The 24,131-nt window shown below is 61.4% G+C and carries 23 protein-coding genes and 2 tRNA genes; 16 read left to right on the top strand and 9 right to left on the bottom strand.

What is annotated here, in order from left to right; genetic code table 11:
• The first annotated feature begins 94 nt into the window (after nucleotides 1–94).
• Nucleotides 95–1,282, top strand: a complete 1,188-nt coding sequence (locus RSB01_RS06095) for a divergent polysaccharide deacetylase family protein (RefSeq protein ID WP_332589640.1) — start codon at nucleotides 95–97, stop codon at nucleotides 1,280–1,282.
• On the opposite strand, the gene bioB is transcribed toward RSB01_RS06095, so the two are convergent.
• Both bioB and RSB01_RS06085 read right to left on the bottom strand, forming a co-directional pair.
• Nucleotides 1,279–2,301 carry a biotin synthase BioB gene (gene bioB / locus RSB01_RS06090; protein WP_332589639.1) on the bottom strand — a complete coding sequence of 341 codons (1,023 nt, stop codon included), beginning with the start codon at nucleotides 2,299–2,301 and terminating at the stop codon, nucleotides 1,279–1,281. The genes RSB01_RS06095 and bioB overlap by 4 nt on opposite strands.
• Before the next feature lie 102 nt (nucleotides 2,302–2,403).
• Nucleotides 2,404–3,897 carry a globin-coupled sensor protein gene (locus RSB01_RS06085; RefSeq protein ID WP_332619410.1) on the bottom strand — a complete coding sequence of 498 codons (1,494 nt, stop codon included), beginning with the start codon at nucleotides 3,895–3,897 and terminating at the stop codon, nucleotides 2,404–2,406.
• Between the two features lie 255 nt (nucleotides 3,898–4,152).
• On the opposite strand from RSB01_RS06085, the gene ahcY reads away from it, so the two are divergent.
• A complete protein-coding gene (ahcY, locus tag RSB01_RS06080) occupies nucleotides 4,153–5,544 on the top strand; it encodes an adenosylhomocysteinase (protein WP_332619409.1) in 1,392 nt (463 codons plus the stop codon).
• Nucleotides 5,545–5,606: 62 nt separating this feature from the next.
• Here ahcY and RSB01_RS06075 read toward each other — a convergent pair whose 3' ends face one another.
• Nucleotides 5,607–6,737, bottom strand: coding sequence for a hypothetical protein (locus tag RSB01_RS06075; RefSeq protein WP_332591657.1), 1,131 nt, complete (start codon nucleotides 6,735–6,737; stop codon nucleotides 5,607–5,609).
• A 104-nt stretch (nucleotides 6,738–6,841) separates the two neighbouring features.
• Nucleotides 6,842–9,328 carry a TonB-dependent receptor gene (locus tag RSB01_RS06070; RefSeq protein ID WP_332625194.1) on the bottom strand — a complete coding sequence of 829 codons (2,487 nt, stop codon included), beginning with the start codon at nucleotides 9,326–9,328 and terminating at the stop codon, nucleotides 6,842–6,844.
• Nucleotides 9,329–9,486: 158 nt separating this feature from the next.
• On the opposite strand from RSB01_RS06070, the gene RSB01_RS06065 reads away from it, so the two are divergent.
• Nucleotides 9,487–9,690, top strand: a complete 204-nt coding sequence (locus RSB01_RS06065; protein ID WP_332591655.1) for a twin transmembrane helix small protein — start codon at nucleotides 9,487–9,489, stop codon at nucleotides 9,688–9,690.
• A gap of 39 nt (nucleotides 9,691–9,729) precedes the next feature.
• Nucleotides 9,730–10,302, top strand: coding sequence for a cob(I)yrinic acid a,c-diamide adenosyltransferase (locus RSB01_RS06060; protein ID WP_332619408.1), 573 nt, complete (start codon nucleotides 9,730–9,732; stop codon nucleotides 10,300–10,302).
• A gap of 50 nt (nucleotides 10,303–10,352) precedes the next feature.
• On the opposite strand, the gene RSB01_RS06055 is transcribed toward RSB01_RS06060, so the two are convergent.
• Nucleotides 10,353–10,682, bottom strand: a complete 330-nt coding sequence (locus tag RSB01_RS06055; RefSeq protein WP_332591777.1) for a hypothetical protein — start codon at nucleotides 10,680–10,682, stop codon at nucleotides 10,353–10,355.
• A gap of 135 nt (nucleotides 10,683–10,817) precedes the next feature.
• Between RSB01_RS06055 and RSB01_RS06050 the strand changes: the two genes are divergently transcribed.
• From RSB01_RS06050 to arfB, 7 genes are all read left to right on the top strand, one after another.
• Entirely contained in the window at nucleotides 10,818–11,582 is a 765-nt protein-coding gene (locus RSB01_RS06050) for an electron transfer flavoprotein subunit beta/FixA family protein (RefSeq protein ID WP_332591778.1), read from the top strand.
• Nucleotides 11,582–12,511, top strand: coding sequence for an electron transfer flavoprotein subunit alpha/FixB family protein (locus RSB01_RS06045; protein WP_332591779.1), 930 nt, complete (start codon nucleotides 11,582–11,584; stop codon nucleotides 12,509–12,511). Before RSB01_RS06050 ends, RSB01_RS06045 begins: the two co-directional genes overlap by 1 nt.
• A 94-nt stretch (nucleotides 12,512–12,605) precedes the next feature.
• Nucleotides 12,606–12,887: a DUF167 domain-containing protein gene (locus RSB01_RS06040; protein ID WP_332591780.1), complete on the top strand. Its 282-nt coding sequence runs from the start codon at nucleotides 12,606–12,608 to the stop codon at nucleotides 12,885–12,887.
• Nucleotides 12,888–12,971: 84 nt separating this feature from the next.
• The gene (locus RSB01_RS06035) at nucleotides 12,972–14,462 is read left to right on the top strand and encodes an amidohydrolase (RefSeq protein WP_332619407.1); all 1,491 of its coding nucleotides are present in this window, start codon (nucleotides 12,972–12,974) and stop codon (nucleotides 14,460–14,462) included.
• Nucleotides 14,463–14,465: 3 nt separating this feature from the next.
• Complete coding sequence (locus RSB01_RS06030) at nucleotides 14,466–15,827, top strand: amidohydrolase family protein (RefSeq protein ID WP_332625193.1); 1,362 nt, start codon at nucleotides 14,466–14,468, stop codon at nucleotides 15,825–15,827.
• Between the two features lie 84 nt (nucleotides 15,828–15,911).
• On the top strand, nucleotides 15,912–16,367 hold the full coding sequence (locus RSB01_RS06025; protein WP_332589893.1) for a YaiI/YqxD family protein: 456 nt from the start codon (nucleotides 15,912–15,914) through the stop codon (nucleotides 16,365–16,367).
• Nucleotides 16,367–16,780 carry an alternative ribosome rescue aminoacyl-tRNA hydrolase ArfB gene (arfB, locus tag RSB01_RS06020; protein WP_332589894.1) on the top strand — a complete coding sequence of 138 codons (414 nt, stop codon included), beginning with the start codon at nucleotides 16,367–16,369 and terminating at the stop codon, nucleotides 16,778–16,780. The genes RSB01_RS06025 and arfB overlap by 1 nt, the downstream gene beginning before the upstream one ends.
• Here arfB and RSB01_RS06015 read toward each other — a convergent pair whose 3' ends face one another.
• The 3 genes from RSB01_RS06015 to RSB01_RS06005 are packed head-to-tail and all read right to left on the bottom strand — an operon-like array spanning nucleotide 16,781 to nucleotide 19,671.
• Nucleotides 16,781–17,263, bottom strand: a complete 483-nt coding sequence (locus tag RSB01_RS06015; protein WP_332589895.1) for a hypothetical protein — start codon at nucleotides 17,261–17,263, stop codon at nucleotides 16,781–16,783.
• A 36-nt stretch (nucleotides 17,264–17,299) separates the two neighbouring features.
• Nucleotides 17,300–18,883: a 2-polyprenylphenol 6-hydroxylase gene (ubiB, locus tag RSB01_RS06010; RefSeq protein ID WP_332589896.1), complete on the bottom strand. Its 1,584-nt coding sequence runs from the start codon at nucleotides 18,881–18,883 to the stop codon at nucleotides 17,300–17,302.
• On the bottom strand, nucleotides 18,871–19,671 hold the full coding sequence (locus tag RSB01_RS06005; RefSeq protein WP_332589897.1) for a class I SAM-dependent methyltransferase: 801 nt from the start codon (nucleotides 19,669–19,671) through the stop codon (nucleotides 18,871–18,873). Before RSB01_RS06005 ends, ubiB begins: the two co-directional genes overlap by 13 nt.
• Before the next feature lie 138 nt (nucleotides 19,672–19,809).
• Here RSB01_RS06005 and RSB01_RS06000 point away from each other — a divergent pair, with 138 nt between their 5' ends.
• The 4 genes from RSB01_RS06000 (at nucleotide 19,810) to RSB01_RS05985 (ending at nucleotide 22,054) form a co-directional block, all read left to right on the top strand.
• On the top strand, nucleotides 19,810–20,115 hold the full coding sequence (locus tag RSB01_RS06000; protein WP_332589898.1) for a 4a-hydroxytetrahydrobiopterin dehydratase: 306 nt from the start codon (nucleotides 19,810–19,812) through the stop codon (nucleotides 20,113–20,115).
• On the top strand, nucleotides 20,112–20,894 hold the full coding sequence (locus tag RSB01_RS05995; RefSeq protein WP_332589899.1) for an SDR family oxidoreductase: 783 nt from the start codon (nucleotides 20,112–20,114) through the stop codon (nucleotides 20,892–20,894). The genes RSB01_RS06000 and RSB01_RS05995 overlap by 4 nt, the downstream gene beginning before the upstream one ends.
• Before the next feature lie 105 nt (nucleotides 20,895–20,999).
• Nucleotides 21,000–21,076: transfer RNA gene (locus RSB01_RS05990), tRNA-Arg, on the top strand.
• Between the two features lie 351 nt (nucleotides 21,077–21,427).
• Nucleotides 21,428–22,054 carry a TetR/AcrR family transcriptional regulator gene (locus RSB01_RS05985; RefSeq protein ID WP_332589900.1) on the top strand — a complete coding sequence of 209 codons (627 nt, stop codon included), beginning with the start codon at nucleotides 21,428–21,430 and terminating at the stop codon, nucleotides 22,052–22,054.
• A gap of 193 nt (nucleotides 22,055–22,247) precedes the next feature.
• Here the strand turns inward: RSB01_RS05985 and RSB01_RS05980 are convergent.
• A tRNA-Arg gene (locus tag RSB01_RS05980) sits at nucleotides 22,248–22,324 on the bottom strand.
• A gap of 176 nt (nucleotides 22,325–22,500) precedes the next feature.
• Between RSB01_RS05980 and RSB01_RS05975 the strand changes: the two genes are divergently transcribed.
• Nucleotides 22,501–24,131: gamma-glutamyltransferase family protein (locus RSB01_RS05975; protein WP_332625192.1), on the top strand; the 1,631-nt coding region annotated here is incomplete at its 3' end.

Below are 24,131 nucleotides of genomic sequence, written 5' to 3'. Positions count from 1 at the left end.
AGGGTTTCTTAACCCGGACGTGGCTTGATCTAGGGTGAAGGTTGCCGTCTTGCGCGGCAACTGCCCCCGGGATTGATCGAGCATCGCTGTGACCATGTTCGCTAAACGACAGTCTGCTTTGGCCGCTGCGGCGGGAACGCCCTCGGCCTCCGCGCGCGAGCGGTTGAACCGCGCCCTGCTGGCAAAACCACAGGTGATTGTCGGGGCTGCGGGCCTGTGCGTTGTGGGGGCTGCGGCCCTGTTCATTGCCTTAACGGGAGATCCACGTGCGGCCATGCCTTCGGCGGGCGCACGTCTACAAGCCGACAAGCCGGTTGCCGAAGGGGCCACCGGCGAGGAAGTCTTCGGCTTTGCCGGTATGGACCTCTACCAGACCCTCGACAGCGAAGGCGTGGATGCCGAAGGTGCGGGTGGTTTTGGCGATGCCCTGATTACCCTGCCCGAAGGGGCCAGCGTTTCTGCGACCGGCAGTTTCAGCGCCCCTGTGCGCCAACCTGATCCCTTGCCCGCCGCGCCGATGGCCGGTCTGCACCAGCCGGGCCCTGAAGGGCCTCTGCCGCGTATTGCTGCCGATGGCCGCGTTCCCGCACAGGCCTATGCCCGTCCGTTCCGTTCCAATGGCAAGCCGACGGTTTCGCTGGTGGTCGGCGGTCTGGGACTGAATGCCGTGACAACGCGGGCGGCGATCGAGCGCCTGCCTGCCGATGTGACGCTCAGCTTTGTCCCCTATGCCGAGGGCCTGCAGCGCTGGGTCGATATGGCCCGCTCCTACGGGCACGAGGTTCTGGTCGAGCTGCCGATGGAGCCGACCGGTTATCCGAACAATGACCCCGGTCCCTATACGCTTCTGGCCAGCAGCTCTGCCGAGGATGTCTCGGTCAAGCTGGACTGGTTGTTGTCGCGCGCCGTAGGATTTTACGGCGTCAGCAACTATCTGGGCGACCGTTTTGCCACCTCCGAGACAGCGACCTCGGCCCTGATGGGCCAGCTTCGCCAGCGGGGTCTGGCCTTTGTCGATGATGGCAGCCTGCAAGGGCGTCCGGGGGCATTTGCCCGCGCCTCGGCAGATCGTATCGTCGATGACGAACAATCACCGGCGGCGATCCTGCGTCAGCTTCACGCGCTGGAAATTCAGGCAAAGACCGACGGTGCTGCCTTCGGATCGGCCTTCAGCTATCCGGTGACGATCGAGGTCGCATCGCGCTGGGTTGCCGGACTGGAGCAGCGCGGTCTGCAACTGGCTCCAGCCTCGGCCATGACCCGTCGCGGACGTTCGGCCTAGGCCGCCAGCGCGTCTTTCAGCGGCATGGGCCGCAGGTCCAGCATGCGGAACAACGCCGTATCGTGATCCTCTTCGGGGTTCGGCGTGGTCAAAAGCTTGCCGCCAACAAAGATCGAATTGGCACCGGCAAGGAAGCACAAGGCCTGCATTTCTGCGCTCATGCCTTCGCGACCCGCTGACAGCCGCACCATGGATTTGGGGCAGACCAGTCGGGCGACTGCCACGGTACGCACGAACTCTACCGGATGGATTTCGCCCTCTTTGAGCACGCGCTCGCCCAGCGGTGTCCCGCCCACCGGCACCAGAGCATTGACCGGCAGACTGTCGGGGTGGACGGGCAGGGTGGCCAACGCATGTAACAGCCCCGCACGATCACGGCGGCTCTCGCCCATACCGACAATCCCGCCGCAGCAGGTGCTCATACCGGCGTCGCGCACATGTTGCAGGGTTTCCAGACGGTCCTGATAGGTGCGTGTGGTTACCACCTGATCATAATAGTCGGGGCCGGTGTCGAGGTTGTGGTTGTAATAGTCGAGGCCAGCCTCTTTCAGTTGGCGGGCCTGATCGGCATTCAGCATGCCCAGCGTGGCGCAGGTTTCCAGCCCCAAGGCTTTGACGCCTGAAATCATCGCCGCCAGCTTGGGTGTGTCGCGGTCTTTCAGTTCGCGCCATGCCGCGCCCATGCAGAACCGGCTGGCACCGCCTGCCTTGGCCGCCATGGCTTCGGCGATGACGTCGGTGGGGGGCATCAGCTTTTCAGCCTTCAGGCCGGTTTTGAAACTGGCCGATTGCGAGCAATAGCCACAGTTCTCGGCACAGCCCCCTGTCTTGATCGACAGAAGCTGGCTCTTTTGCACTTCGCTGGGATCAAAGCTTTGGCGGTGGACGCTCGCGGCCTGATAGACCAGTTCCATAAAGGGCAGGGCGAACAGGGCCTCGACCTCGGCCAGCGTCCAGTCATGGCGCGCAACATGCGCTGTGGCAGGGCGAAGTCGGTCGGCACATAGATCGTCTGGCATGGTCTGGCTCCTGTCAAAACAGGGCAAACCAACTAGACGCCGACCGCTTCAGGCCCAAGAGCGATTTGGGAAAATCGCCATCGATAATCGATAAGTTTCGCCTTAGGCGACGTGGGTATTGCTGACCGCGAGGCGAACGGCCGGCTCGTTATTCTCCAGCTTGAAGCGGCTGACCTGCTGGTTCAGGCCGTGGGCCTCGTTGGCCAGTTGGCGCGCTGCTGCGGTGGCTTCTTCGGTCATGGCGGCGTTCTGCTGGGTGATGTCGTCCATCTCGCCCATGGCGCGGCGCACGCGGGCAAGGCCCTCGGCCTGTTCCTGTGCCGACTGGGCAATACTGCCTGCCAGAGCATCAACCGCGACCACCTTGGAGCCGATACGCTCCAGAGCCTCGCCGGTCTTCTCGACCAGATCGACACCCTTGGCGACATGGGCGCTGGAGGTCGAGATCAGGCCGCGGATTTCACCCGAAGCGGCTGCCGAACGCTGGGCCAGAGCGCGCACTTCTTGGGCCACGACCGAGAAGCCGCGACCGGCATCGCCTGCGCGGGCGGCCTCGACGCTGGCGTTCAGGGCCAGAAGGTTGGTCTGGAAGGCGATCTCGTCGATCAGGCTGGTAAAGCGGGCGATCTCGGCCGAGGATTCGGCTATGGCGTGGATGGCGTGGACGGCATCGGCCACGACCGAGGTGGTGTCCAAAACATCGGCGCGCGCCTCGGCCACGGCGGCTGCGGTCTGGCGCGCGCCCTCGGCCGAGGTCGAGACCTGCGTGGCGATGGCGTCCGCCTCGTTGACAGTGCGTTCCAGATTGGCGGCCTGACGCTCGGTGCGCGTGGCCAGATCTTCGGAGGCCACGGCCAGTTGGCTGGAGCCGGCGCTCAGGCTTTCCACACTGTCGGCCACGGCGCGAACCGTGGTGCGAAGGGCGCGCGTGGCGGCATCGAAATCATGCTGCAGCGAGCGGTATTCTTCGGGGAAGTGGCCGTTGATTCTGGTCGACAGGTCATTTTCGGCCAGACCATGCAGGGCCTTGCCCAGGGCTTTGACGACCTCGTTCTGGCGGGCTTCGGCTTCCTGCTGTTGCTGCTGGGCCCTGTTACGGGCCTCGGCCAGAGTTTCCAGATAGATGCTGATGGCCATGTCCATATCCAGCATCACGCGCTGGTTCAGTTCGGCAATGGCTTCGGCCGTGACGCGGTCATGGGCTTTTTTGTTGGCAAACAGCTTGCGCGGGCGCAGGGCAATGGCGCGTGTCAGATAGGCCAGAATGATGCTGTAGCCGCCGATATACCAGCGCGGCTCCAGACCGATGCGGGCATGGACCTTGCCGATGGCGCGCACGGACTCGGCATACTCGGCGTCGGCGCGACCTTCGATGATGGATTTCCAGTGGTGCTGCTGGGCGGCATGGGCGGTCTGGATGTGGGCTTCGTCACGGAAAAAGCGAAGCGTTTCCGGCTCTTTGCGGGCGCGGTCGTAAAAAGCGTCCAGCGCCTTGGGCAGGGCAATCTCGATGATCGACCCCATGGCGCGGTAGCTGGCGCTAGTGCCGTTTAAGCCCATGAAATTCATACGGTGTTCCAGCGTTTGAACCGACATACGCGTACAAAACTCCTGTGCAGATGCAGGCCCGGCACCAACAGCATACTGATCATGGGGGATGGCCAAGCTTGTCCATAAGGGGTGAAGCCAAACGGAACCTTAATCTGGATCAAAGTCCGGTGGGGAGATTCATATAAAGATATCCTTATATGATGATTGCCCTGTTGACCGTCGCGCGGTATAGGCAGTGCAAGTTAAACTGCCATCCATGCCACTTCGCCTGCGGGCGCAGACATTAAGAGACCCCTCCGCATGACCGATTATATCGTTCGCGACATCTCGCTTGCCGACTTTGGCAACAAGGAAATCGCCATCGCCGAAACCGAAATGCCGGGCCTGATGGCGTTGCGCGCCGAGTATGGTGCCTCGCAACCGCTGAAGGGTGCCCGCATCGCCGGCAGCCTGCACATGACCATCCAGACCGCCGTTCTGATCCAGACGCTGGAAGCTCTGGGTGCCGAAGTACGCTGGGCCTCGTGCAACATCTTCTCGACGCAAGACCACGCGGCTGCGGCTATCGCTGCCTCGGGCACGCCGGTCTTCGCCCTCAAGGGTGAAACCCTCGAAGAATACTGGGACTATGCCCACAAGATCTTCGAATGGGCTGATGGCGGCTATCCGAACCTGATCCTCGACGACGGTGGCGACGCCACCCTGCTGTGCGTGCTTGGCCCGAAAGCCGAGAAGGACCCGTCGGTCCTGAACAACCCGCAGAACGAAGAAGAAGAAGCCCTCTACAAGGTCATGAAGCGCTATCTGGCCGAAAAGCCGGGCTTCTATTCGGCCATCCGCGACGCCATCGGCGGCGTGTCGGAAGAAACCACCACCGGCGTTCACCGCCTGTACCAGATGGCAGAGCGCGGCGAACTGCCGTTCCCGGCCATCAACGTCAATGACAGCGTCACCAAGTCCAAGTTCGACAACCTGTATGGCTGCCGCGAGTCGCTGGTGGACGCGATCCGTCGCGGCACCGACGTCATGCTGTCGGGCAAGGTTGCTGTGGTCTGCGGTTACGGCGACGTGGGCAAGGGCTCGGCCGCTTCGCTGCGTAACGGCGGCGCGCGCGTGATCGTCACCGAAATCGACCCGATCTGCGCCCTGCAGGCGGCGATGGAAGGTTACGAGGTCCAGACCCTCGAAGACGTTGCCGACAAGGCCGACATCTTCGTCACCACGACCGGCAACAAGGACGTGATCCGCGTCGAGCACATGCGTGCGATGCGTAACAACGCCATCGTCTGCAACATTGGTCACTTCGACTCGGAGATTCAGGTCGCTGGCCTGAAGAACTTCAAGTGGGACGAGATCAAGCCGCAAGTCCACCACATCGAATTCCCGGACGGCAAGAAGATCATCCTGCTGTCGGAAGGCCGTCTGGTGAACCTCGGCAACGCGACCGGCCACCCGTCGTTCGTGATGTCGGCCTCGTTCACCAACCAGACGCTGGCCCAGATCGAACTGTGGACCAATGCCAAGTCGTACGAGAACTCGGTCTACACCCTGCCCAAGCACCTCGACGAGAAGGTTGCCTTCCTGCACCTCGAAAAGCTGGGCGCAAAGCTGACTGTTCTGAACAAAGAACAGGCCGACTATATCAACGTGCCGGTCAACGGCCCGTTCAAGCCGGAGCACTACCGCTACTAAGCGGCAGTCACTGCCAGAATGCGAAAGGGCCAGCGGAAACGCTGGCCCTTTTTCTTATGGAGTCAGACCTGAAACTCGGCAGCCAGATCTTCCAGATTGCGTCCCATCAGACCGGTCTCGAAATCCATGAAGATGTCGATCAACTCATCGACCTGAACCGGCGCACTTTGCGGATTGAAGCGGAAGCGCCAGAAGCTGACTATGTGCTGGATGGCCCCCAACTGGTCCCCCAGACGTGTGAACAGATGCGGGGCTTCCAGCAGGAAATCGCGGAAGGCCAGCGGCTCTCCGCGCGTGGTCAGGCCCGCATAGGCCTCGTCATAATAGCGCAGGGTCTGGCTGACCTTGTCGCAGGTCTGGACGATATTACTGCGCAGAACGCTGCGCCCACGGCGGATATATTCTCTGGCCGAGGCATCGACCGGACCGTGGGGGGAAATGGTGGAAACCTCGTCGGCCACCTTGGCAATATCCTGCGTCAGGCTGCTCAGCGCCCACTTGTAATAGAGGAAGCCTTTCCAGCAGAAGACACCCTCCTGATACTGTTCCGGTTCTAACCTCAGGGTCAGGCGCAGTGCCTCCAGACGGTCGCCGGGTGTATTGGACAGGATCTTGTTGGCCATGCGCGCCGAGGAATGCGAGGTGTCCTGATCCGCGCCGAGGCTCATGCGGACCAGAGGTTCGACCTCGCGCTCGACAAAGGCTGACATCTTGGCCAGGTCGGCTTCGGAAATGGCGAAATAGCACGGGGCCGCATCCACACCGCCGCGGCGCAGTTGTTCACGCAGCAGGAACGGGTCCAGCGACGGAAGCTGGTCCATTAGGCGAAGCGTGCGGATGTCGGGGTGTTCGGGCGGCAGACCAAAAGCCTCCAGCATGACACGCTCGAACCCGATCTGGTTGACGAACACAAACCGCCCGCCGGTCTTCAGATCATTCACATCGATCGGCAGGACCAGCTTGGTGGCGACCTGACGACGACCGGGAAAGCTATCCGTCTCGTTGCGACGCAGGCGGTGCTTGATAATCAGCGACGTGTTCAGCGACGGCGTCTGGAACATGGGCTTTTCGGCCCATTCGTCGGTATGGCCGTGATCGTCGGCAACCTTGAGCAGGTTGAGCACACGCGCCGTCGAGGCGGAGCGGCGGAGATGTTCAAGATTACGGATGGCGCGGTCAGACATGGCGGGCATTAATGCCGCTGATTTATGACTAATAGCTTAGTTTAGTGACGAGTATTTCGCGTAACAAAAAAGGGCCGCCTTGCGGGCAGCCCTTTTCTTGAATGGCAGCGCTTTTAGAAGCGGGCGTTCAGACTGACCCACAGGCTGCGGGCCTTATCCTTGTTGTTGTAGTGGTCGAAGAACAGCACTTCGTTGGTGCCGTCATCATAGTTACCGTCACCGTTGAGGTCGCGGAACTCGGCGTCGTAAGTGGTGAAATCGCGGTCCAGCAGGTTGTTCACGCGGGCATTCACCGTGAGCCAGTCATTGACGATGTAGGATGCGCCAAGGTTCAATACGCCATAGTCCTTGTAGTAGATGGCCTCGTTGGTCACGCTATGCTGTCCGGCATAACGGTCGGCGCGGGCCTCACCGGTCAGCATCAGGTTAAGGCGCTCGGTCGGCTGCCAATTCAGCGAGGCATTGGCCATGTGCTTGGCGCTTTCGCCCAGTGGCAGGCCTTTGTTGGCACCGCTCTTTTGCTCGCTGTCGGTATAGGTATAGTTGGCGCGCACGGACAGGCTGTCCATCAGTTGCCAGCGACCGGCTAGTTCGGCACCGCGGATCACAACCTCGTCGATATTAGTGATGCGGCTGCTGGACGGCGCATAGCCGATGTCACCGTAATCACCGGTCGAGGCGCAGGCGAGGGCAAAGCCCGTGCCGCACGGCTGGCTGGCAATCTTGTCTTCAAATGTGTTGTTGAAGACGGTGATGTTGAAGTTGTGGCCCTTGGGGTGCTGCCAGTAAACGGCCAGTTCGGTTGAGACGCTGGTTTCCGGCTTTAGGTCGGGATTGCCGAACTGCGGGTTGGTGCCTTGGCCACCAAAGCCGATGACGCCATCATAAAGCTGCGTGGTCTTGGGGGTCTTGAAGCCGGTCGAGACGCCGCCCTTGATGGTCCACTGGTCGTTCAGCGTATAGACGCCGTAAAGGCGCGGGCTGAAATGATTGCCGAACACGTCGTGGTCGTCAAAGCGGATGCCGCCGGTGAGAGCGAAAGCTTGCGTTGCCTGCCAGGTGTCTTCGGCAAACAGCGAGTACATGTTGTGGTCTTGGGCCTTGCCGCCTTCGCCGCTTTCGAGGCCGAAGACGCCGTCAGTCAGTTCGCCCCGGATCATCTGGCCACCGATAACGATGCGGTGTTCGCCATGCCAGTTACGCACAGTGTTGATCTGGGCATCCAGTGTGTACTGCGAGCTCTCCAAGGTGCGCTGCGGGCGCGGTAGGAAGGCTTGCAACTGGGCCAACTGAGCACCACCCAGATTGGCCGTCATCGCCGCCAGTTTGGCGGCTTCGGACTGGTTGTTCCACGCATTGGCGTTGTTATAGCCCATGGCAGCACGCGGGGCGCAGTAACCGGTGGCGGCGATTGAGCCACCCATGTTTACGCAGGCGGCGTTCCACAAACCTTGCAGGCTTTGGCGTTCGTCCACCGAGAAAGGCAGGGTGCGGCCGTTGTTTTCAGTCGAAATGTGCGACAGCGAAACGCGGCTATTACCGAACGACCATTGGCCTTCGTGGGTGATGGCCCAGGTGTCGCGGGTGAATTCCTGCGTCGGAGCATAGCCGGCACGCGGCTCGACACGGCCATTGGAGCCGATACGCAGCATGGCACCATAGTTGTCGACGGTACCGACCGGATATTCCTCGACACCGGCATCATTGACGACGATGGCGTTGTTATATTCCTGTTTCGACGTGTCGTAGTCGAAGGTCAGAGTCTGGTTCTCTGTCGGAGTGTAGGTCAGGGTCAGGCCAGCGGCCTTGTTCTCGTTGTCCACGGTCTTGCCGCCGCCGCCAAAGCCGAGGCTGCGGCTGTGCTCGACGCCTGCCGGATCGGTGACAGTGCCGTAGGTCGGGTTTGAGGCGTCACGGGTATAGAGGCTGCCACGTACGCTGAGGTTCAGCAGACCGGCAATTATGGGGCCGTTGGCGTACAGGTCGTAGGATGTATCGTCGCCATACTGGTCGTCCAGTTCGAACGTGCGTGCGGCGGTCAGCGAACCGGCCCAGCGATCTGGCGAGCGCTTGGTGATGATGTTTATGACACCGCCCATGGCGTCAGCGCCGTAAAGTGTCGAGGCCGGACCACGGATCACTTCTATACGCTCGATCGAGTCCAGCGGGGGGATGTGGTTGAACTGGTTGCCACCAAAGCTGTTCGGGTAGATGTCGCCGTGGTTGTTCTGGCGACGACCGTTTATGAGGATCAGCGTGTAGTCTGAGCCCATACCGCGCATGGAGATGGTACCCTGACCGGTCTTGTCGCGGGTTTCACCGATGTCCACGCCTTCGAGGTCGCGCACGGCGTCCAGCAGGGTCAGATAAGGGCGGTGGCTCAGTTCTTCGGCTGTGATCACGCTGATACTGGCGGGGGCATCCACAATCTTTTGTTCGTAACCCGCAGCGGTCACGACGATGTCGCTGACGCGCGTGGGCGTGTTCTGGTCCAGAGAAACTGTCTCGGCATTTGCGCTGGCACCAAAGGTCAGAAGGCTTGCGCTGATTGCCGAAGCGGCCAGAAGTTGGGCGCGTCGAGAAGTATTCTGGATAGACATGATAGCCCCGTGTTATTTGCGAGTGCTTCTCAACTCCTTTTGCTAACGATTTGCAATCACGACTCGATAATATGCGACAGACTGCCGCACCTAAATCGCCGCACGCGCGATGGGTATAGAGGCTGGCTTCCTTGGAAGCGGGGCATTAGAAGGAGGGCATGAACGTGATCGATATCCTGATTGTCATTGCCCTGATCGGCGTGGTCGCGAGCCTGGTTCTGGGTATCGCCAACCTTTATCGCAGCAGCGAAAAGGGCAATGTTCGCTCTAACAACCTGATGCGCATGCGAGTGATTTTTCAGGCGGTGGCCATTGTGCTGCTGGTGGTCGGTGTGGCCATCAAGAAATCGCACATGGGCTAGGCCCACACTGTTACATCTGGTTTTCTAAACGGAGTTCCCATGGTTACGCTCAACAAGATTTACACGCGCACCGGGGACAAGGGCACGACGCGACTGGCCACCGGTCAGGAAGTCTCCAAAACCAGCCATCGCGTATCGGCCTATGGTGCGGTGGACGAACTGAATGCCATCATCGGCATTGCCCGTCTGCACAGCGCGCAAAACGACCGGATCGATGCCAAGCTGGGTCGTATCCAGAACGAGTTGTTTGACCTCGGGGCCGACCTTGCCACGCCACTGGACCCTGCACCCAAATGGGAGGCGCTGCGGATTGTGGCCTCGCAGGTCGAGCGTCTGGAGCAGGAAATCGACTGGATGAACGAGAGCCTCAAGCCGCTCGACAGCTTTATCCTGCCGGGTGGCTCGCCGCTTTCGACCTATCTGCACGTCGCGCGGACCATCTGCCGTCGCGCAGAGCGCGACACGGTGGCGATGATCGAGGCGGGCGAGGTCATCAATGTCGAGGCGTTGCGCTATCTCAACCGCCTGTCCGACCACCTGTTCGTGGCCGCACGCCGCGCCAACGCCAATGGCGCGGACGATATCAAGTGGGTACCGGGCGCAACGCGCTGATAGCGGTTGGCGACACACTGTTTAGAAGGGCGCGTTAATCGCGCCCTTTTTTATTTGGCGTTGAGCGCCTGAACGCGGGCGCGTTCGGCTTCGGTGGCGGCTTTGCGGGCGCGGTTATAGGCGGCCAACTGGGCTTCCTTGTCCACCAGATCCTTGTTCATATCCGCAGAGGCCTCGGCGCGGGTGGTGCCTTCGGGGCGGCCCGTAATGTCCGGAATATAGATGGGCTGGGCACAGATACGGGTTTCCATATCGTACCAGCGACCTTCGCCCGCGCATTTCTCGCCGGGTTCCACCCAGAAATGTTGCAGTATGAACAGGCCGCCCATGGCGACAGCGAACAGGGCCGCAAAAATCAGGGACAGGCGACGGAAAGTCAAAAACCGCTTCATGTAGCGCCTATAAAACAAAAAACGTGACTTGGCACGGCGGTTCTTCACCTTACGTTACGTTGACAGGCGCGGACTCTCGGTCCACTTCCTCCCCAAACATTTCGACCAAAAGCGGATAGTCTTATGAAGATACTCGTCCCGGTGAAACGGGTGATCGATTCCAACGTGAAGGCCCGCGTCAAGGCGGACCAGACCGGTGTCGATCTGGCCAACGTCAAGATGAGCATGAACCCCTTCGACGAAATCGCCGTCGAAGAAGCTGTGCGCTTGAAAGAGGGCAAGGAGCACCACGCCGCTGGTACCGCCAGCGAGATCGTGGTCGTGTCCATCGGCGTCACTCAGTCGCAAGAGACTATCCGTACGGCTCTGGCCATGGGTGCCGATCGCGGCATTCTGGTCCAGTCGGACACCGATCTGGAGCCGCTGGCCATCGCCAAGCTGCTCAAGGCTGTGGCCGATGAGGAAAAGCCGGACCTGATCCTGATGGGCAAGCAGTCCATCGACGGCGACAACAACGCTGTTGGCCAGATGCTGGCGGCCCTGCTGGACTGGCCGCAAGCCACCTTCGCCGGCAAGCTGGAAATCGCTGGCACCAAAGCCACCGTGACCCGCGAAGTCGATGGCGGTTTGCAAACCGTCGCGGCCGAGCTTCCGGCTGTGGTCACGGTTGACCTGCGCCTGAACACCCCGCGCTATGCTTCGCTGCCGAACATCATGAAGGCCAAGAAGAAAGAGATCGTCACCAAGTCGGTCGCCGATTACGGCGTTGACGTTGCCGATCGTCTGAAGGTTCTCAAGGTTACCGAACCGGCCAAGCGTTCGGCCGGTATCAAGGTGGCGGATGCTGCCGAACTGGTTGCCAACCTCAAGAATGCAGGTGTCCTGTAATGGCTGTTCTCGTTATTGCTGACCACGACGGCGCTCACCTGCGTGACACCACCCACAAGACTGTAACGGCCGCCAAGGCCATTTCGGGCGACGTGGACATCCTCGTACTGGGCCAAGGCGCATCGGCTGTTGCCGACGCGGCGGCCAAGATCGACGGCGTCCGCAAGGTCCTGTTGGCCGAGGGCGCTGGCGTGGCCCAAGGTCTGGCCGAAGCTGTAGAAGCGACCGTTGTGCCGCTGGCGGCTGGCTATGATGCCATCCTGGTTCCGGCCAATACCGATGGCAAGAACTACGCCCCGCGTATCGCTGCCAAGCTGGACGTAGCGCCGATTTCGGACATCGTAGAAGTCGTATCGGCTGACACCTTCGTGCGTCCGATCTATGCCGGCAACGCGCTGGAGACCATCCAGTCCGTTGACGCCAAGAAGGTCATCACCGTGCGCCCGACCGCATTTGCTGCGGCTAGCGAAGGTGGCTCGGCCTCCGTTGAAACCGTCACGGCTGCCGAAGCTCCGAAGACCACTTTCATCTCGGCGGAAATGGTCAAGTCGGACCGTCCGGAACTGGGCGCCGCCAAGATCATCGTCTCGGGCGGTCGCGCTCTGGGTTCGGCCGAAGAGTTTGCTGCGGTTATCGAACCGCTGGCGGACAAGCTGGGTGCTGCTGTCGGAGCCTCGCGCGCCGCTGTAGATGCCGGTTACGCGCCGAACGACTATCAGGTCGGCCAGACCGGCAAGGTCGTCGCGCCGCAACTCTATATCGCGATCGGTATCTCGGGCGCCATCCAGCACCTTGCTGGCATGAAGGACTCCAAGGTCATTGTGGCGATCAACAAGGACGCGGATGCCCCGATCTTCCAGATCGCGGACTTCGGTCTGGTTGCCGACTACAAGACTGCCGTGCCGGAACTGATGGCCGCTCTGGGTTAATCCAGAACCATCATCCGTATGGATCAAAGACGCGCCGGACAGGAAACTGTCCGGCGCGTTTTCTTTTATAGGCCGGTCTGGTTATGGACAGAGCATGAGCGCACGCATCCCCGTCAAACTAACCCCAAAATCTTCAAAGGATGCCATCGAGGGCTGGGGTGTCGATCCTGACGGGCGGCCCGTGCTGAAGGTGCGGGTGAGGGCGCAACCTGTCGACGGCGCCGCCAATGCGGCTCTGGAGGCTGTACTGGCCAGGGCGCTGGGTGTGCCGCGTCGTGACGTGAATCTGGCGCGGGGAAACCAGTCCAGATTGAAGATGGTCGAGGTGACCGGTCTGAGCGACAGCGAAGTGCGCGAAAGATTGTCCGCAGGCTGATTTGGGCCTTTACAGCGCGAGCACAACGCCTCTCTATGATCGCCGTTGTCTGCCCGCAGGCTGCGGGTGTGAGGGGGCTCACCCATGTTATTGAATCGCCTGCGGGGTCCAAGCCTCGCTGTTTTGTCGTGCGCCATGGGTGCATTGATGCTGTCAGCCTGCGCGACGACGGGAGAGGCTTCGTCCTCGAACGCAGCCGCACCGGCCAAGTCCGAAAACCGCACGCTTGCGACGGGCCTGAACAGCGCCTCCGACCTCAATCCCTATCCGTCCACCTATGCGCCCCTGGCCCGCCAGAACATGGCTATTGTCGGCGCGACGGTTTTTGACGGCGCAGGCCGTAAGATCGAAAACGGTGTCGTGGTTGTCACCGACGGCCTGATCGCCGCTGTGGGCGATAGTTCGACGCCGGTGCCGCAGGGCTACCAGATTGTCGACGGTCGCGGACGCTTCGTGACGCCGGGCATTATCGACATCCACTCGCACCTTGGTGTCTATCCGTCGCCGGGCGTGCAGGGCATGTCGGACGGTAACGAGGTTACCGGCCCCAACACGGCCAATGTCTGGTCCGAGCATTCGGTCTGGCCACAAGACCCCGGTTTCCACACGGCCCGCGCCGGTGGTGTGACCACGGTTCAAATCCTGCCCGGTTCCGCCAACCTGTTTGGCGGTCGCGGTGTGACGCTGCGTAATGTGCCCGCCACCACCATGCAGGCGATGAAATTCCCCAATGCCCCCTATGGTCTGAAAATGGCCTGTGGTGAAAACCCGTCGCGCGTTTATGGCAGCCGTAACCAGACGCCTGCCACCGGCATGGGCAATATGGCCGGTTTCCGCGCGGGCTTTATCGCGGCTCAGGACTATCGCGACAAGTGGAACAAGTGGCGCGAAACGGGTCAGGGCACCCCGCCGACCCGCAACCTGCAGCTGGAAACCATTGCCGGAGTGCTGGACGGTTCCATCATGGTGCAGAACCACTGCTACCGCGCCGACGAAATGGCGCTGATGATGGATCTGGCCAAGGAGTTCGGCTTCAAGATCAAGACCTTCCACCATGCCATCGAGGGCTACAAACTGGCCCCACAACTGGCTGAGGCGGGTATCTGCGCTGCCATGTGGACCGGCTGGTGGGGCTTCAAGATGGAAGCGCTCGACGGGATCGAGGAAAACGCCGCCATTGTGGATGCGGCACCGAACTCGTGCGCCGTCATCCACTCCGACGATGCCGAGCTGATCCAGCGCCTCAATCAGGAAGCGGCCGCCTCGCTGTCGGCGGGTCGCCGTGCGGGTCTGAACATCTCCGAAGAACGCGCGATCAGCTGGATCACGCTGAACGCGGCCAAAGCCATCGGTATCGAGGACCAGACCGGATCGCTAGAAGTCGGCAAGCGTGCCGATGTGGTGATCTGGAGTGCCAATCCGCTGTCCGTCTATGCCCGCGCCGATCAGGTCTTCATTGACGGTGGTCTGTCCTTTGACCGTAGCAATCCGGCCTATCAGCCGGTGTCCGATTTCGAACTGGGCCAGCCGGGCTTTAACCGCGCTGCCGCAGGCACCGCACAGGGAGCGCGCTGATCCATGCGTATGACCTCGATTATGGCCGTGGTTGCGGCAACCCTTCTGACCGCTGCGCCGGCTCTGGCACAAGACGTCGCTATCACCGGTGCCAAGGTACTGACTGGCACCTCGGTGATTGAAAACGGCACTGTGGTGATCCGTAATGGCCGTGTGGTTTCGGTCGGCACCGCGGCCGCTCCTGCGGGCATCCGCACCATCGACGCCCGTGGCAAGATCGTCTCGCCGGGTATTGTGGCGGTGGATTCAGGCCTCGCGACCAGCGAAGTCAGCTCGGTCTCGGGCACCAATGACCTGTCCAACAGCGCCAATACGCTGACCGCAGCATTCGATGTTTCGTACGGCATTGACCCGTGGTCCTTCACCCTGCCAGCCGCGCGCCTTGGCGGTGTCACCCGTGCGGTGGTTACGCCCCAGCACGGCGGTTCGGGTGGTGGTCACAGCCATGACGATTCCGGCTTTGACGATATGAAGGCCGGTGCGGGCCATGGTGGTTTCCAAAGCCCGGGCCTGTTCGCCGGTCAGGCGGCGGTCATCAGCCTCAAGGACGGCACCGATATTCTGGTCAAGTCCAAGGTGGCGATGACGGCCCCGTTCGGCGAGGCCGGTGCCCGCTTAGCCGGTGGCTCGCGCGGCGGCCAGTTCGTGCTGTTCAAGGAAACCCTGAACGAGGTGCGCGCCTATCAGCGCAACAAGGCGGCCTATGACCGTGGCGACCTGCGCGCTCTGTCGCTGTCGCGTGCGGACCTCGAGGCCCTGATCCCTGTGGTCGAAGGGCGCATGCCGCTGATCGTGACGGTCAACCGCGCCTCGGACATCCGTCAGGTTCTACGTCTGGCCCGCGAAGAAGGCCTGAAGGTCATTCTGGACGGTGCGGCCGAAGGCTGGCTGGTGGCTGACGAAATCGCCGCCGCCAAGGTGCCGGTTCTGATCCACCCGATCACCAACCTGCCCAGCAATTTCGAAATGCGTGCTGCCCGTATGCAGAACGCCGCGGCGCTGAATGCGGCCGGTGTGGTGATCGCGCTCAAGGGTAACGAAGGTGCCAACCATCGTGCCCGTGACATCCGCTATAATGCCGGTAATGCCGTCTCGCACGGTCTGCCGTTCGAAGCCGCCATTGCGGCCATCACCGTCAATCCGGCGCGTATCTTCGGCTTTGACGGTCAGTTCGGCGAACTAAAGGCCGGGGCTGCGGGCGATGTGGTGATCTGGTCGGGTGATCCGCTGGAGCCGCTGAGCCAGCCGGAAGCGGTGCTGATCGACGGTGTTGAACAGCCGCTGGATACGGCGCGTAACCTGCAACTGCGTAACCGCTATCTGCCGAACGCAGCGGGCAACCGCGCACCGGCCTATACCTACTGACCACCTAAGAAGATGAAACGGGGGGCATCCGGTCAAATGGCCGGATGCCCTTTCGTTTGCGGGCCAGTCCGCTAAAGAAAGGCCATGGCCAAGACCTTTTATATCGATGCCGATGCCTGTCCTGTGAAGGAAGAGGTGTACCGTGTGGCGCGACGCCTGAACTGGCCGGTTTTTGTGGTGTCCAACAGCTGGATCCGAACACCGCAGGAAAGCCTGATCCGCCAGATCGTCGTCGATGCTGGTCCCGATATTGCCGATGACTGGATCGCCGAGCGGGCAGGGGCGGGCGATGTGGTCATCACCAATGATTTTCCTCTGGCCGACCGCTGTCTGAAATCGGGTGCCGAATGTATTCGCCCCAACGGCACGGTGCTGGACGAGAACACCATCGGCTCGGCACTGGCGGGTCGGATGGTGGGCGAGCATCTGCGCTCGATGGGCGTAGAGACGTCCGGTCCGCCGCCGTTCTCGAATGCCGACCGTTCCAAATTCCTTCAGACACTGGATGCAGCAGCAAACCGTGCGGCAAGGAAAGCCTGATGGCTGAACTGAAACGCCGTATCCCCGACGAGGAGCTGGAGTTCCGCTTCTATCGTGCCGGTGGCCCGGGCGGTCAGAACGTCAACAAGGTCTCGACCGCCGTACAGATGCGGTTTGACGCCAAAAACTCGCCCAGCCTTAACGATTATACGCGCGAGCGCCTGATGAAAAAGGCGGGCAGCCGCCTGACGCTGGACGGTGTGATTGTAATCACCGCCACCCGTTTTCGTACACAGGAACGCAACCGTCAGGACGCCATCGAGCGTCTGGAAGAAATGGTGGCCGAGGCGGCTGTGCGTCAGGCCTATCGCGTGGCGACCAAGCCGACGCGGGCCTCAAAGGAGCGCCGTCTCAAGGCCAAGTCCACCCGCTCTACGGTCAAGAGCGGGCGGGGCAAGGTCAGTTTCGACTGATTACTGTTCGACCGGACGGAACAAGAGGGCGGCGATCTGGTCGTCATTGTCGAAGCCGATCATCCACTCGGTGGCCTGTTTGTCGAAATCGACACGGAAAACGTCCACACCATCCGGTTGGGCCAGATGGCGCACGGTTTTGATCTCGCCAAACTGGGTCAGCAGGCTGCCGATCTGTGAAGATTGCTCGCGAATCTTGGCCGCCAGATCGTCGCTGAAGGGCGAATAGTCGATTTCGCCGGACTTCAGATTGGCAATGACTTCCAGAAGGGCAGCCTGAGAGCGGGCAATATCGGGTGCAACCGGTGCGGGCGGCACGGGTGGGGCCGGTGGCGCGGGCGGACGTGCAGGCTGTTGGACCGGTGCGTCGAAGGCATCGGGCAGGGTGGCTGCGGCTGCAGGTTTCGGCGCAGTTTGGGCGCTGGCGATGGCGGGGGCGGCCACAGCCACGGCGATCAGGGCAAACAGGGCAGTCGTCTTCATAAACGGTCCTTTGCTGGCCCGTTATCGAGCCGGGTGTCAGCTCAAAAGATCGGGCCAAAGCGTCAATATCAAGGCTGCCGCCGAGGCACAGGCCGAGAGCGTGGCGATGACCACAACCCAGGCCGGTGTACGGGGGCGCTCGATGACCAACGTCTGGGACGGCTGAGGGTTCTGTGCCATTTGCGACAAAGCCTTGAGGGTGTCGCGGGCATCCTCCAGCAATTCCCTGGCCTGTGCCTGTACGCCCAGTTCGCGACGGATCCAGCGCTCGACAACCGGCTTGGCCGCTTCCCACAGGTCGTGATCGGGGTTCAGGCGACGCGCCACCCCTTCTACGGACACCATGGTCTTTTGCAGCAGTACCAGTTCGGGGCGCAGATGCATGTCGAACAGGGCGGTGATCTCGAACAACTGGCCCAGCAGACGCCCCATCGAAACCTGTGACGCCGCGCGGCCAATCACCGGCTCGCCGACGGCCCGCAGAGCCTGTGCGAAGGTTTCCACCGAATGGTGCGGCGGCACATAGCCGGCATCGAAATGGACGCGCGAAATGCGGTCATAATCGCGGCTGATAAAGCCCCACAAAATCTCGGCCAGATAGCGACGCTCGGACGGTTGAAGGCGGCCGACAATGCCGAAATCAATGGCTGTGATCTTATCAGAACCATCGGCAAACAGATTGCCTTCGTGCAGATCGGCATGGAACACACCGTGGTCCAGCGCCTGAACGAGGAAGGCGCGCACCACCTTGTCGGCCAGAAGATTGCGTTCCAGCGCAGGAAGATCGGCCATTTCAGGGGCCGTCATCGGCAAACCTTGCGCCCATTCCAGCGTCAGAACGCGCTTGCCCACGCCATCCCAGATGACCTTGGGCGCGATCATATAGCCGTCCTTGGCCATGACCTCGCCCAGCTCGGATGCCGCAGCCGCTTCGAGGCGCATATCCAGTTCCAACTGGAGCGAGCGGGCAATGATCTCGACAAAGGCACGCGGTTCCAGACGGCGGGCAGGCTCGACGGCCCAGTCCACCAGCTTGGCCCCCAGACGCATCGCGTCCAGACCTTGCGACACCTTGCGCTCGATACCGGGGCGCAGGATTTTAACGGCAACCTTGGTGCCATCGGCCATGGTCGCCGGATGGGCCTGTGCCAGTGATGCGGCACCCACGGCCTCGCCAAAATCGACATAGAGGCTGTCGGCACTGCGACCCAGCGAGCGCTCGATCTCCTTGCGGGCCTGATCGATCGGGAAGGGCGGCAGCTTGTCCTTCAGGTGGCCAAGGTCCTGCGCGAACTGCAGGCCGAAAATATCGGCGCGGGTGGCCAGAACCTGACCCAGCTTGATGGCCACCGGTCCCAGCTTTTCACAGGCGGCACCGACGCGCTGGCCGGGGCGACCGGCGCGCAGCTTGCGGCTGGCGAAAGCCTGAACCACGCCCGCAAACGGGCGGCCCCATGCGGGCAGCAGCGCATTGGCTTCGCGTGGAATCAGGGCGTCGTGACGCGCCAGAACCCAGCCCCATTGCAACAGCCGCACGGCCGAACGCACGGGCGCTTTGATCCGCTCGACCTCGGGTTTGGGAGGCGGGGTCTTAAAGGTTAGCCGGCTCAGATCGCCCACCCGTGGTGAATGGCGGCGACGCCACCCGTCAGATTGGTGACGGTGACGCGGCTGAAACCGGCGTCCTCGATCATGGCCTTGAAAGTCTGCTGGTCGGGGAAGCGACGGATGGATTCCACCAGATACTGATAGCTGTCACGGTCCTTGGCGACCAGTTGACCGATGGCCGGAATGGCGTTGAACGACCATGCGTCATAGGCCTTGCGCATGACGGCAGTAGTCGGGCGCGAGAACTCCAGACACATGAAACGGCCACCGGGCTTCAGCACGCGGCGGGCTTCCTTCAGAGCGACCGGAATATCGGCCACGTTACGGATACCGAAACTGATCGAATAGGCATCAACCGAAGCATCCGGCAGCGGCAGGCTCATGGCGTCACCGACGCTCCAGACCATTTCCGGTTCGCCGCCCTTATGGACCCCCGCAAGGATCATCTCGGCATTATAATCCAGCACGATGACCTTGGCGTCCTCGCCACCGCGACGCTCCTGCGCGGCCCGCGCCATCTTGGAATAGCGGCGCGACATGTCGCCCGTTCCACCGGCCACATCCAGAATAACCTCGCCCGGACGGGCATTCAGCTTGGCAGCAGCGGCGTCTTTCCAGACGCGGTGCACACCGACGCTCATCAGGTCGTTCATCAGGTCGTAATTAGAGGCGACCGAGTTGAACACACCGCGCACCATCTGCACCTTCTCGCGCGCATCAACATCGCGGAAGCCGAAGGAGGAGGTCTTGCCAGAGGGTGTATCTGCAGACTTGTCGGAAGCGGTATCGGAGGAGGTCATGGGGCTGGTTTAGCGCCTGTAATGCGGTTCGTCATCCGTCCATGCATACGAAGTTTGCCATGACAGGTGCCGGATGCTTGTCGGGGCACAAGGAAGCGGGTTACGCCTAGGGGATAAATGACCCTCAGGGAGTGGGATATGTCTGCTGTGCCGCCACAGATCGCCGTTGAAAAGGCGCTGGAACAATTGCCGCTGTGGCAGAAGGCCGACGATAGCCGCCCTGCTATTTTCCGCTCCATGCGCTTTGCCGATTTCAATGCGGCCTTCGGCTTTATGGCCCGCATCGCCATTCAGGCGGAAAAGTCGGATCACCATCCCGAATGGTCCAATGTCTGGAACCGCGTGGATATTGTTCTGACCACCCATGATGCGGGCGGCGTGACCCAGCGTGATCTGGATCTGGCCCGCTTTATCGATGCGGCTGCTGACGGGCAGACTCAATGAGCGGGCGGGTTGCTGGCAAGGCGGCCCTGATTACCGGCGCCGCGGGCGGCCTCGGCGAAGCCATGGCCCGCATGATGGCCCGCGAAGGGGCCAAACTGGCCCTGAGCGATATTGATGGCACCCGCGCACAGGCCCTCGCCGACAGCATCAATGCGGATCATCCCGATACTGCCTTTGCCTATGCCCATGATGTCACCAGCGAGGCCGACTGGGTGCGCGTGGTGGCCGATGCCGCTCGCGATATGGGCGGGATTTCGGTGTTGGTGAACAATGCCGGTATCGGCGGCAGTCTGGTGTTTGCCGAACAGGACACGCTGGAAAACTGGCGCAAGGTTCAGTCGGTCAATCTCGAATCGGTCATGCTGGGCTGTAAGCACACCCTGCCGCACCTGAAGGCCGCGCCGATGGCCTCGATCGTCAATATCTCGTCGATTGCCGGCTTGGCGGCGGCACCCGGCATGGGGGCCTATAATGCCACCAAGGCGGCGGTCTGGCTCTATACCAAGACCGTGGCTCTGGAATGCGCCAAGGTGGGCGGGACGGTGCGCGCCAACTCGGTGCATCCGGTCTTTATCAAGACGCCGATCCTTGATCCCTTCATTGCTCTGGCGGGCGGTCAGGAAGATGCAGCCCACGAGCGGCTTGCGCGCGGTATCCCGTTGAAACGCATCGGCGAGCCCGATGATGTGGCCTATTGCGTGCTGTATCTGGCCTCTGACGAGAGCAAGTTTGTCACCGGCGCCGAGTTCAAAATCGACGGCGGGATGACGGCTCAATAGATAAGCCACTAAAAGACTTTGCATTACAGCCGTGGCGGTCGATCATCAGGGTTGAGGCCGCCACGCCCTTGCTGTAAGCACCGCCTTCGGCCTCGCGCCGCCAACGCACCCGTAGCTCAGCTGGATAGAGTACTGCCCTCCGAAGGCAGGGGTCACAGGTTCGAATCCTGTCGGGTGCGCCATTTCTCCAAGTTTTATGTGCTCGCGAGACGGCTCCTGAGGGGGCGGCTCTGCTGCGTTGTGCGCGCTAAATACCTGAACCTGCTGGTGCGCGATGTGTGAACATATGGGGCATCGAGGGCGCTAGGTAGTAATGCGTATACGAACTGAAATGTCTGGTCAGGTGGAACCAAATGCACAATCAACGCGATTGAGCATGGGTGTTCGCGCTGTAGCTGATGTGGTGGGCGGGATACTTTTATTTTTAGTCCCGTAACCGTCATGGGGGCGCTGCTGTCGCGATACCGTCAGGTCATCGTGGAGGTAGTGCGGCCTATGCCGGGCAAAGCTGTAGTGGTTAGAACATGCAAACTGTGAACACGTCCCGGGCATCGCTGGATGGTCGTCACCTTCGCAGTGAGCGTAGCCGCTCTGTTATTGCCCGCAGCATGCTCGATCTGGTGCGTGAGACAGGCCAGATGCCAACCACAGATGCGGTCGCCGATCGCGCCGGTGTCTCGCGCCGCTCGGTATTTCGTCACTATGCCGATGTCAGTGAACTGCTGACGGCGGCCTACGAGCTTCAGCGCGAGGAGGCTTTCCGCCGTTATCCGCGCCGCGATCCGTCTCAGTGGTCGCCCGAGCAGCGGATTATGGCCCTGTCCGAACGTTCCAGCGAAATGTACGAATATGTCAGTCCGGTACGTCGGGCCGCGACCTATATGGCGCGCGACTATCCGGTATTGCAGCACCTGCTGCGCGGCGATGATTCAGTCCATCGCATGATCGTCATCAACCTGTTTGCGCCGTCACTGGAGCATCGCAGCGATGCGGATGCCTCGGTGATGATCTCGGCGCTGGTGGCGGCCTCGGGTTGGGCCAACTGGGACGGCCTGCGTCGTGAGCAGGGCCTGTCGGTCGAAGTGGCCCGTGCGGTGGTGCAAAACCTGATGCGCGGCATTCTGGCGGTTGCCAAAACCGATGCGCTGGTGGCTGGCTGACGCCACTATGCTGGAAAGGTAAATCCGGCTGAGCTATTTTTCCTGGAGAGCCAGCGTCCGCTGTAAAAGCGATGCTGGCTTATCCGGTTTCAAAGCACGCAGGTCAGAAAGCAGAAACCCCGCCGCGGTGAACCGCAGGCGGGGTTTTCTAGCTTATAAAAGTCATGCCATTTTCAACCTGAAAGGAAGAGAATGGCGCACCCGGAGCGATTCGAACGCCCGACCCTCAGATTCGTAGTCTGATGCTCTATCCAGCTGAGCTACGGGTGCGCTGTGACTTTCGTCATCGCTGCGGGTCAGTGCCCCGCGGCGAGGTGGGCTATCTAGCTTTCCCCTCTTGGGATGGCAATAGAAAAATAGAAAAAACTGAAAGAAAATCTTGGGTTGGCGGAATGGGCCTTAAGCCTTAGGCATAAGTTCCCCGGGACACGGCTGGAGTAGAGTTGATGCACGCAATTTTTGACCGTTCGAATGGCTTCAAGCGCACGAGTGCGCTGTCAGCCCTGTTTTTAGCGGTTGGGCTGCTTTCGGCAAATATCCCTGATACGGCAATCGCTTACGAGGCGCCGGCTGCACAGAATGCGTCTGTCGCAGCCTCGCAGCGCGCGCACGGCCCGTTTGTGGCGGCGGCAAATCCGCTGGCGGCCGAGGCCGGAATGAAGATTTTGCGCGCCGGTGGTTCGGCGGTGGATGCAGCTGTCGCCATTCAGGCCACGCTCAGCCTTGTGGAGCCGCAATCGTCCGGTCTGGGCGGCGGGGCCTTCATGATGGTTTATGACGCAGCCAGCGGCGATGTACACGCCTATGACGGGCGCGAGATGGCCCCTGCCAATGCCACACCGGAACTGTTCTACGAGAACGGCGAACCGCTGGCCTTTATGGATGCGGTGCTGTCAGGCCGTTCGACCGGCGTTCCCGGCGTAGTGGCCATGCTGGGTATGGCTCACAAGGATTTTGGCACGCTGGAATGGCGCAACCTGTTCGGCGATGCCGAGCATTTGGCCAGTGACGGCTTTGTCGTTTCGCCGCGCATGGCAGGGTTTATCAATGCCGGTCGCGGTCAAGCGGTCACCGAATGGGCAACCCGCTATTTCACCAAGCCGGACGGTAGCCGCTATCAGGCCGGCGATACGCTGAAGAATCCCGCCTATGCCCACACCCTGCGTCGTCTGGCCAATGAGGGGCCCAGTGTCTTCTATCAGGGCGATATTCCCGAACAGATTATTGCCGCCACCCATGCACAGCCGCGCCCCGGTGGTCTGACGCTGGAGGACTTTGCCGACTATCGTCCGCTGCGTCGTGATCCGCTGTGCCGTCCGTATCGGGACTATGTGGTCTGTGTGCCGACCACGCCGTCCAGTGGCGTGGCCATACTCCAGTTTCTCGGTATGGCCGAGCAGACACCGGATCTCGCCAAGGGCAAGGACAGCCCCGAGGCCTGGGTGGCGCTGGGCCGTCTGCAGCGCCTGATGTATGCCGACCGTGACCGTTATGTCGGTGATGGCGACTTTGTCGGCGTGCCGGTGGCGGGTCTGCTGGATCGCGATTATATGGCCGAGCGTGCCGCTCTGTTGCCGCAGATCAACGGACCTGTAGAGGCCGGCCGTCCAACCGGATCGGCACCGCAACTGTCGGATGCGACGATGGAGCCGGCAGGCACCACCCACTTTGTGGTCGTTGATGCCGCCGGTAATGCCGTCAGTATGACCACGACGGTGGAATCCTATTTCGGATCCGGCCGTATGGCGGGCGGCTTCTTTGTGAACAACCAGCTGACGGACTTCTCGTTCACGCCGCTGGAAGACGGCCATGCCGCGCCCAATGCTGTGGCGGCAGGCAAGCGTCCGCGTTCGTCTATGATCCCGACGATCATTCTGGATCGTGAAGGCAATCTGGTCGGGGCCATCGGTTCGCCGGGCGGTTCGTCCATTCTGGCCTATGTGGCCAAGACGCTGGTGGGCGTGGTCGAATGGGACATGGCCATGCAGGACGCCATTGCCCTGCCTAATCTGGTGGTGCGTGGCATCATGGTCGGCGCAGACTCCGAGCAGATCCCGGCCAATATCCGTGATGCTCT

This window comes from Brevundimonas sp. (genome assembly GCF_036659295.1).
Classification (GTDB): Bacteria; Pseudomonadota; Alphaproteobacteria; order Caulobacterales; family Caulobacteraceae; genus Brevundimonas.
Note: the sequence above shows the minus strand (reverse complement) of the source record. Positions and strands in the feature narration are given on the sequence as shown.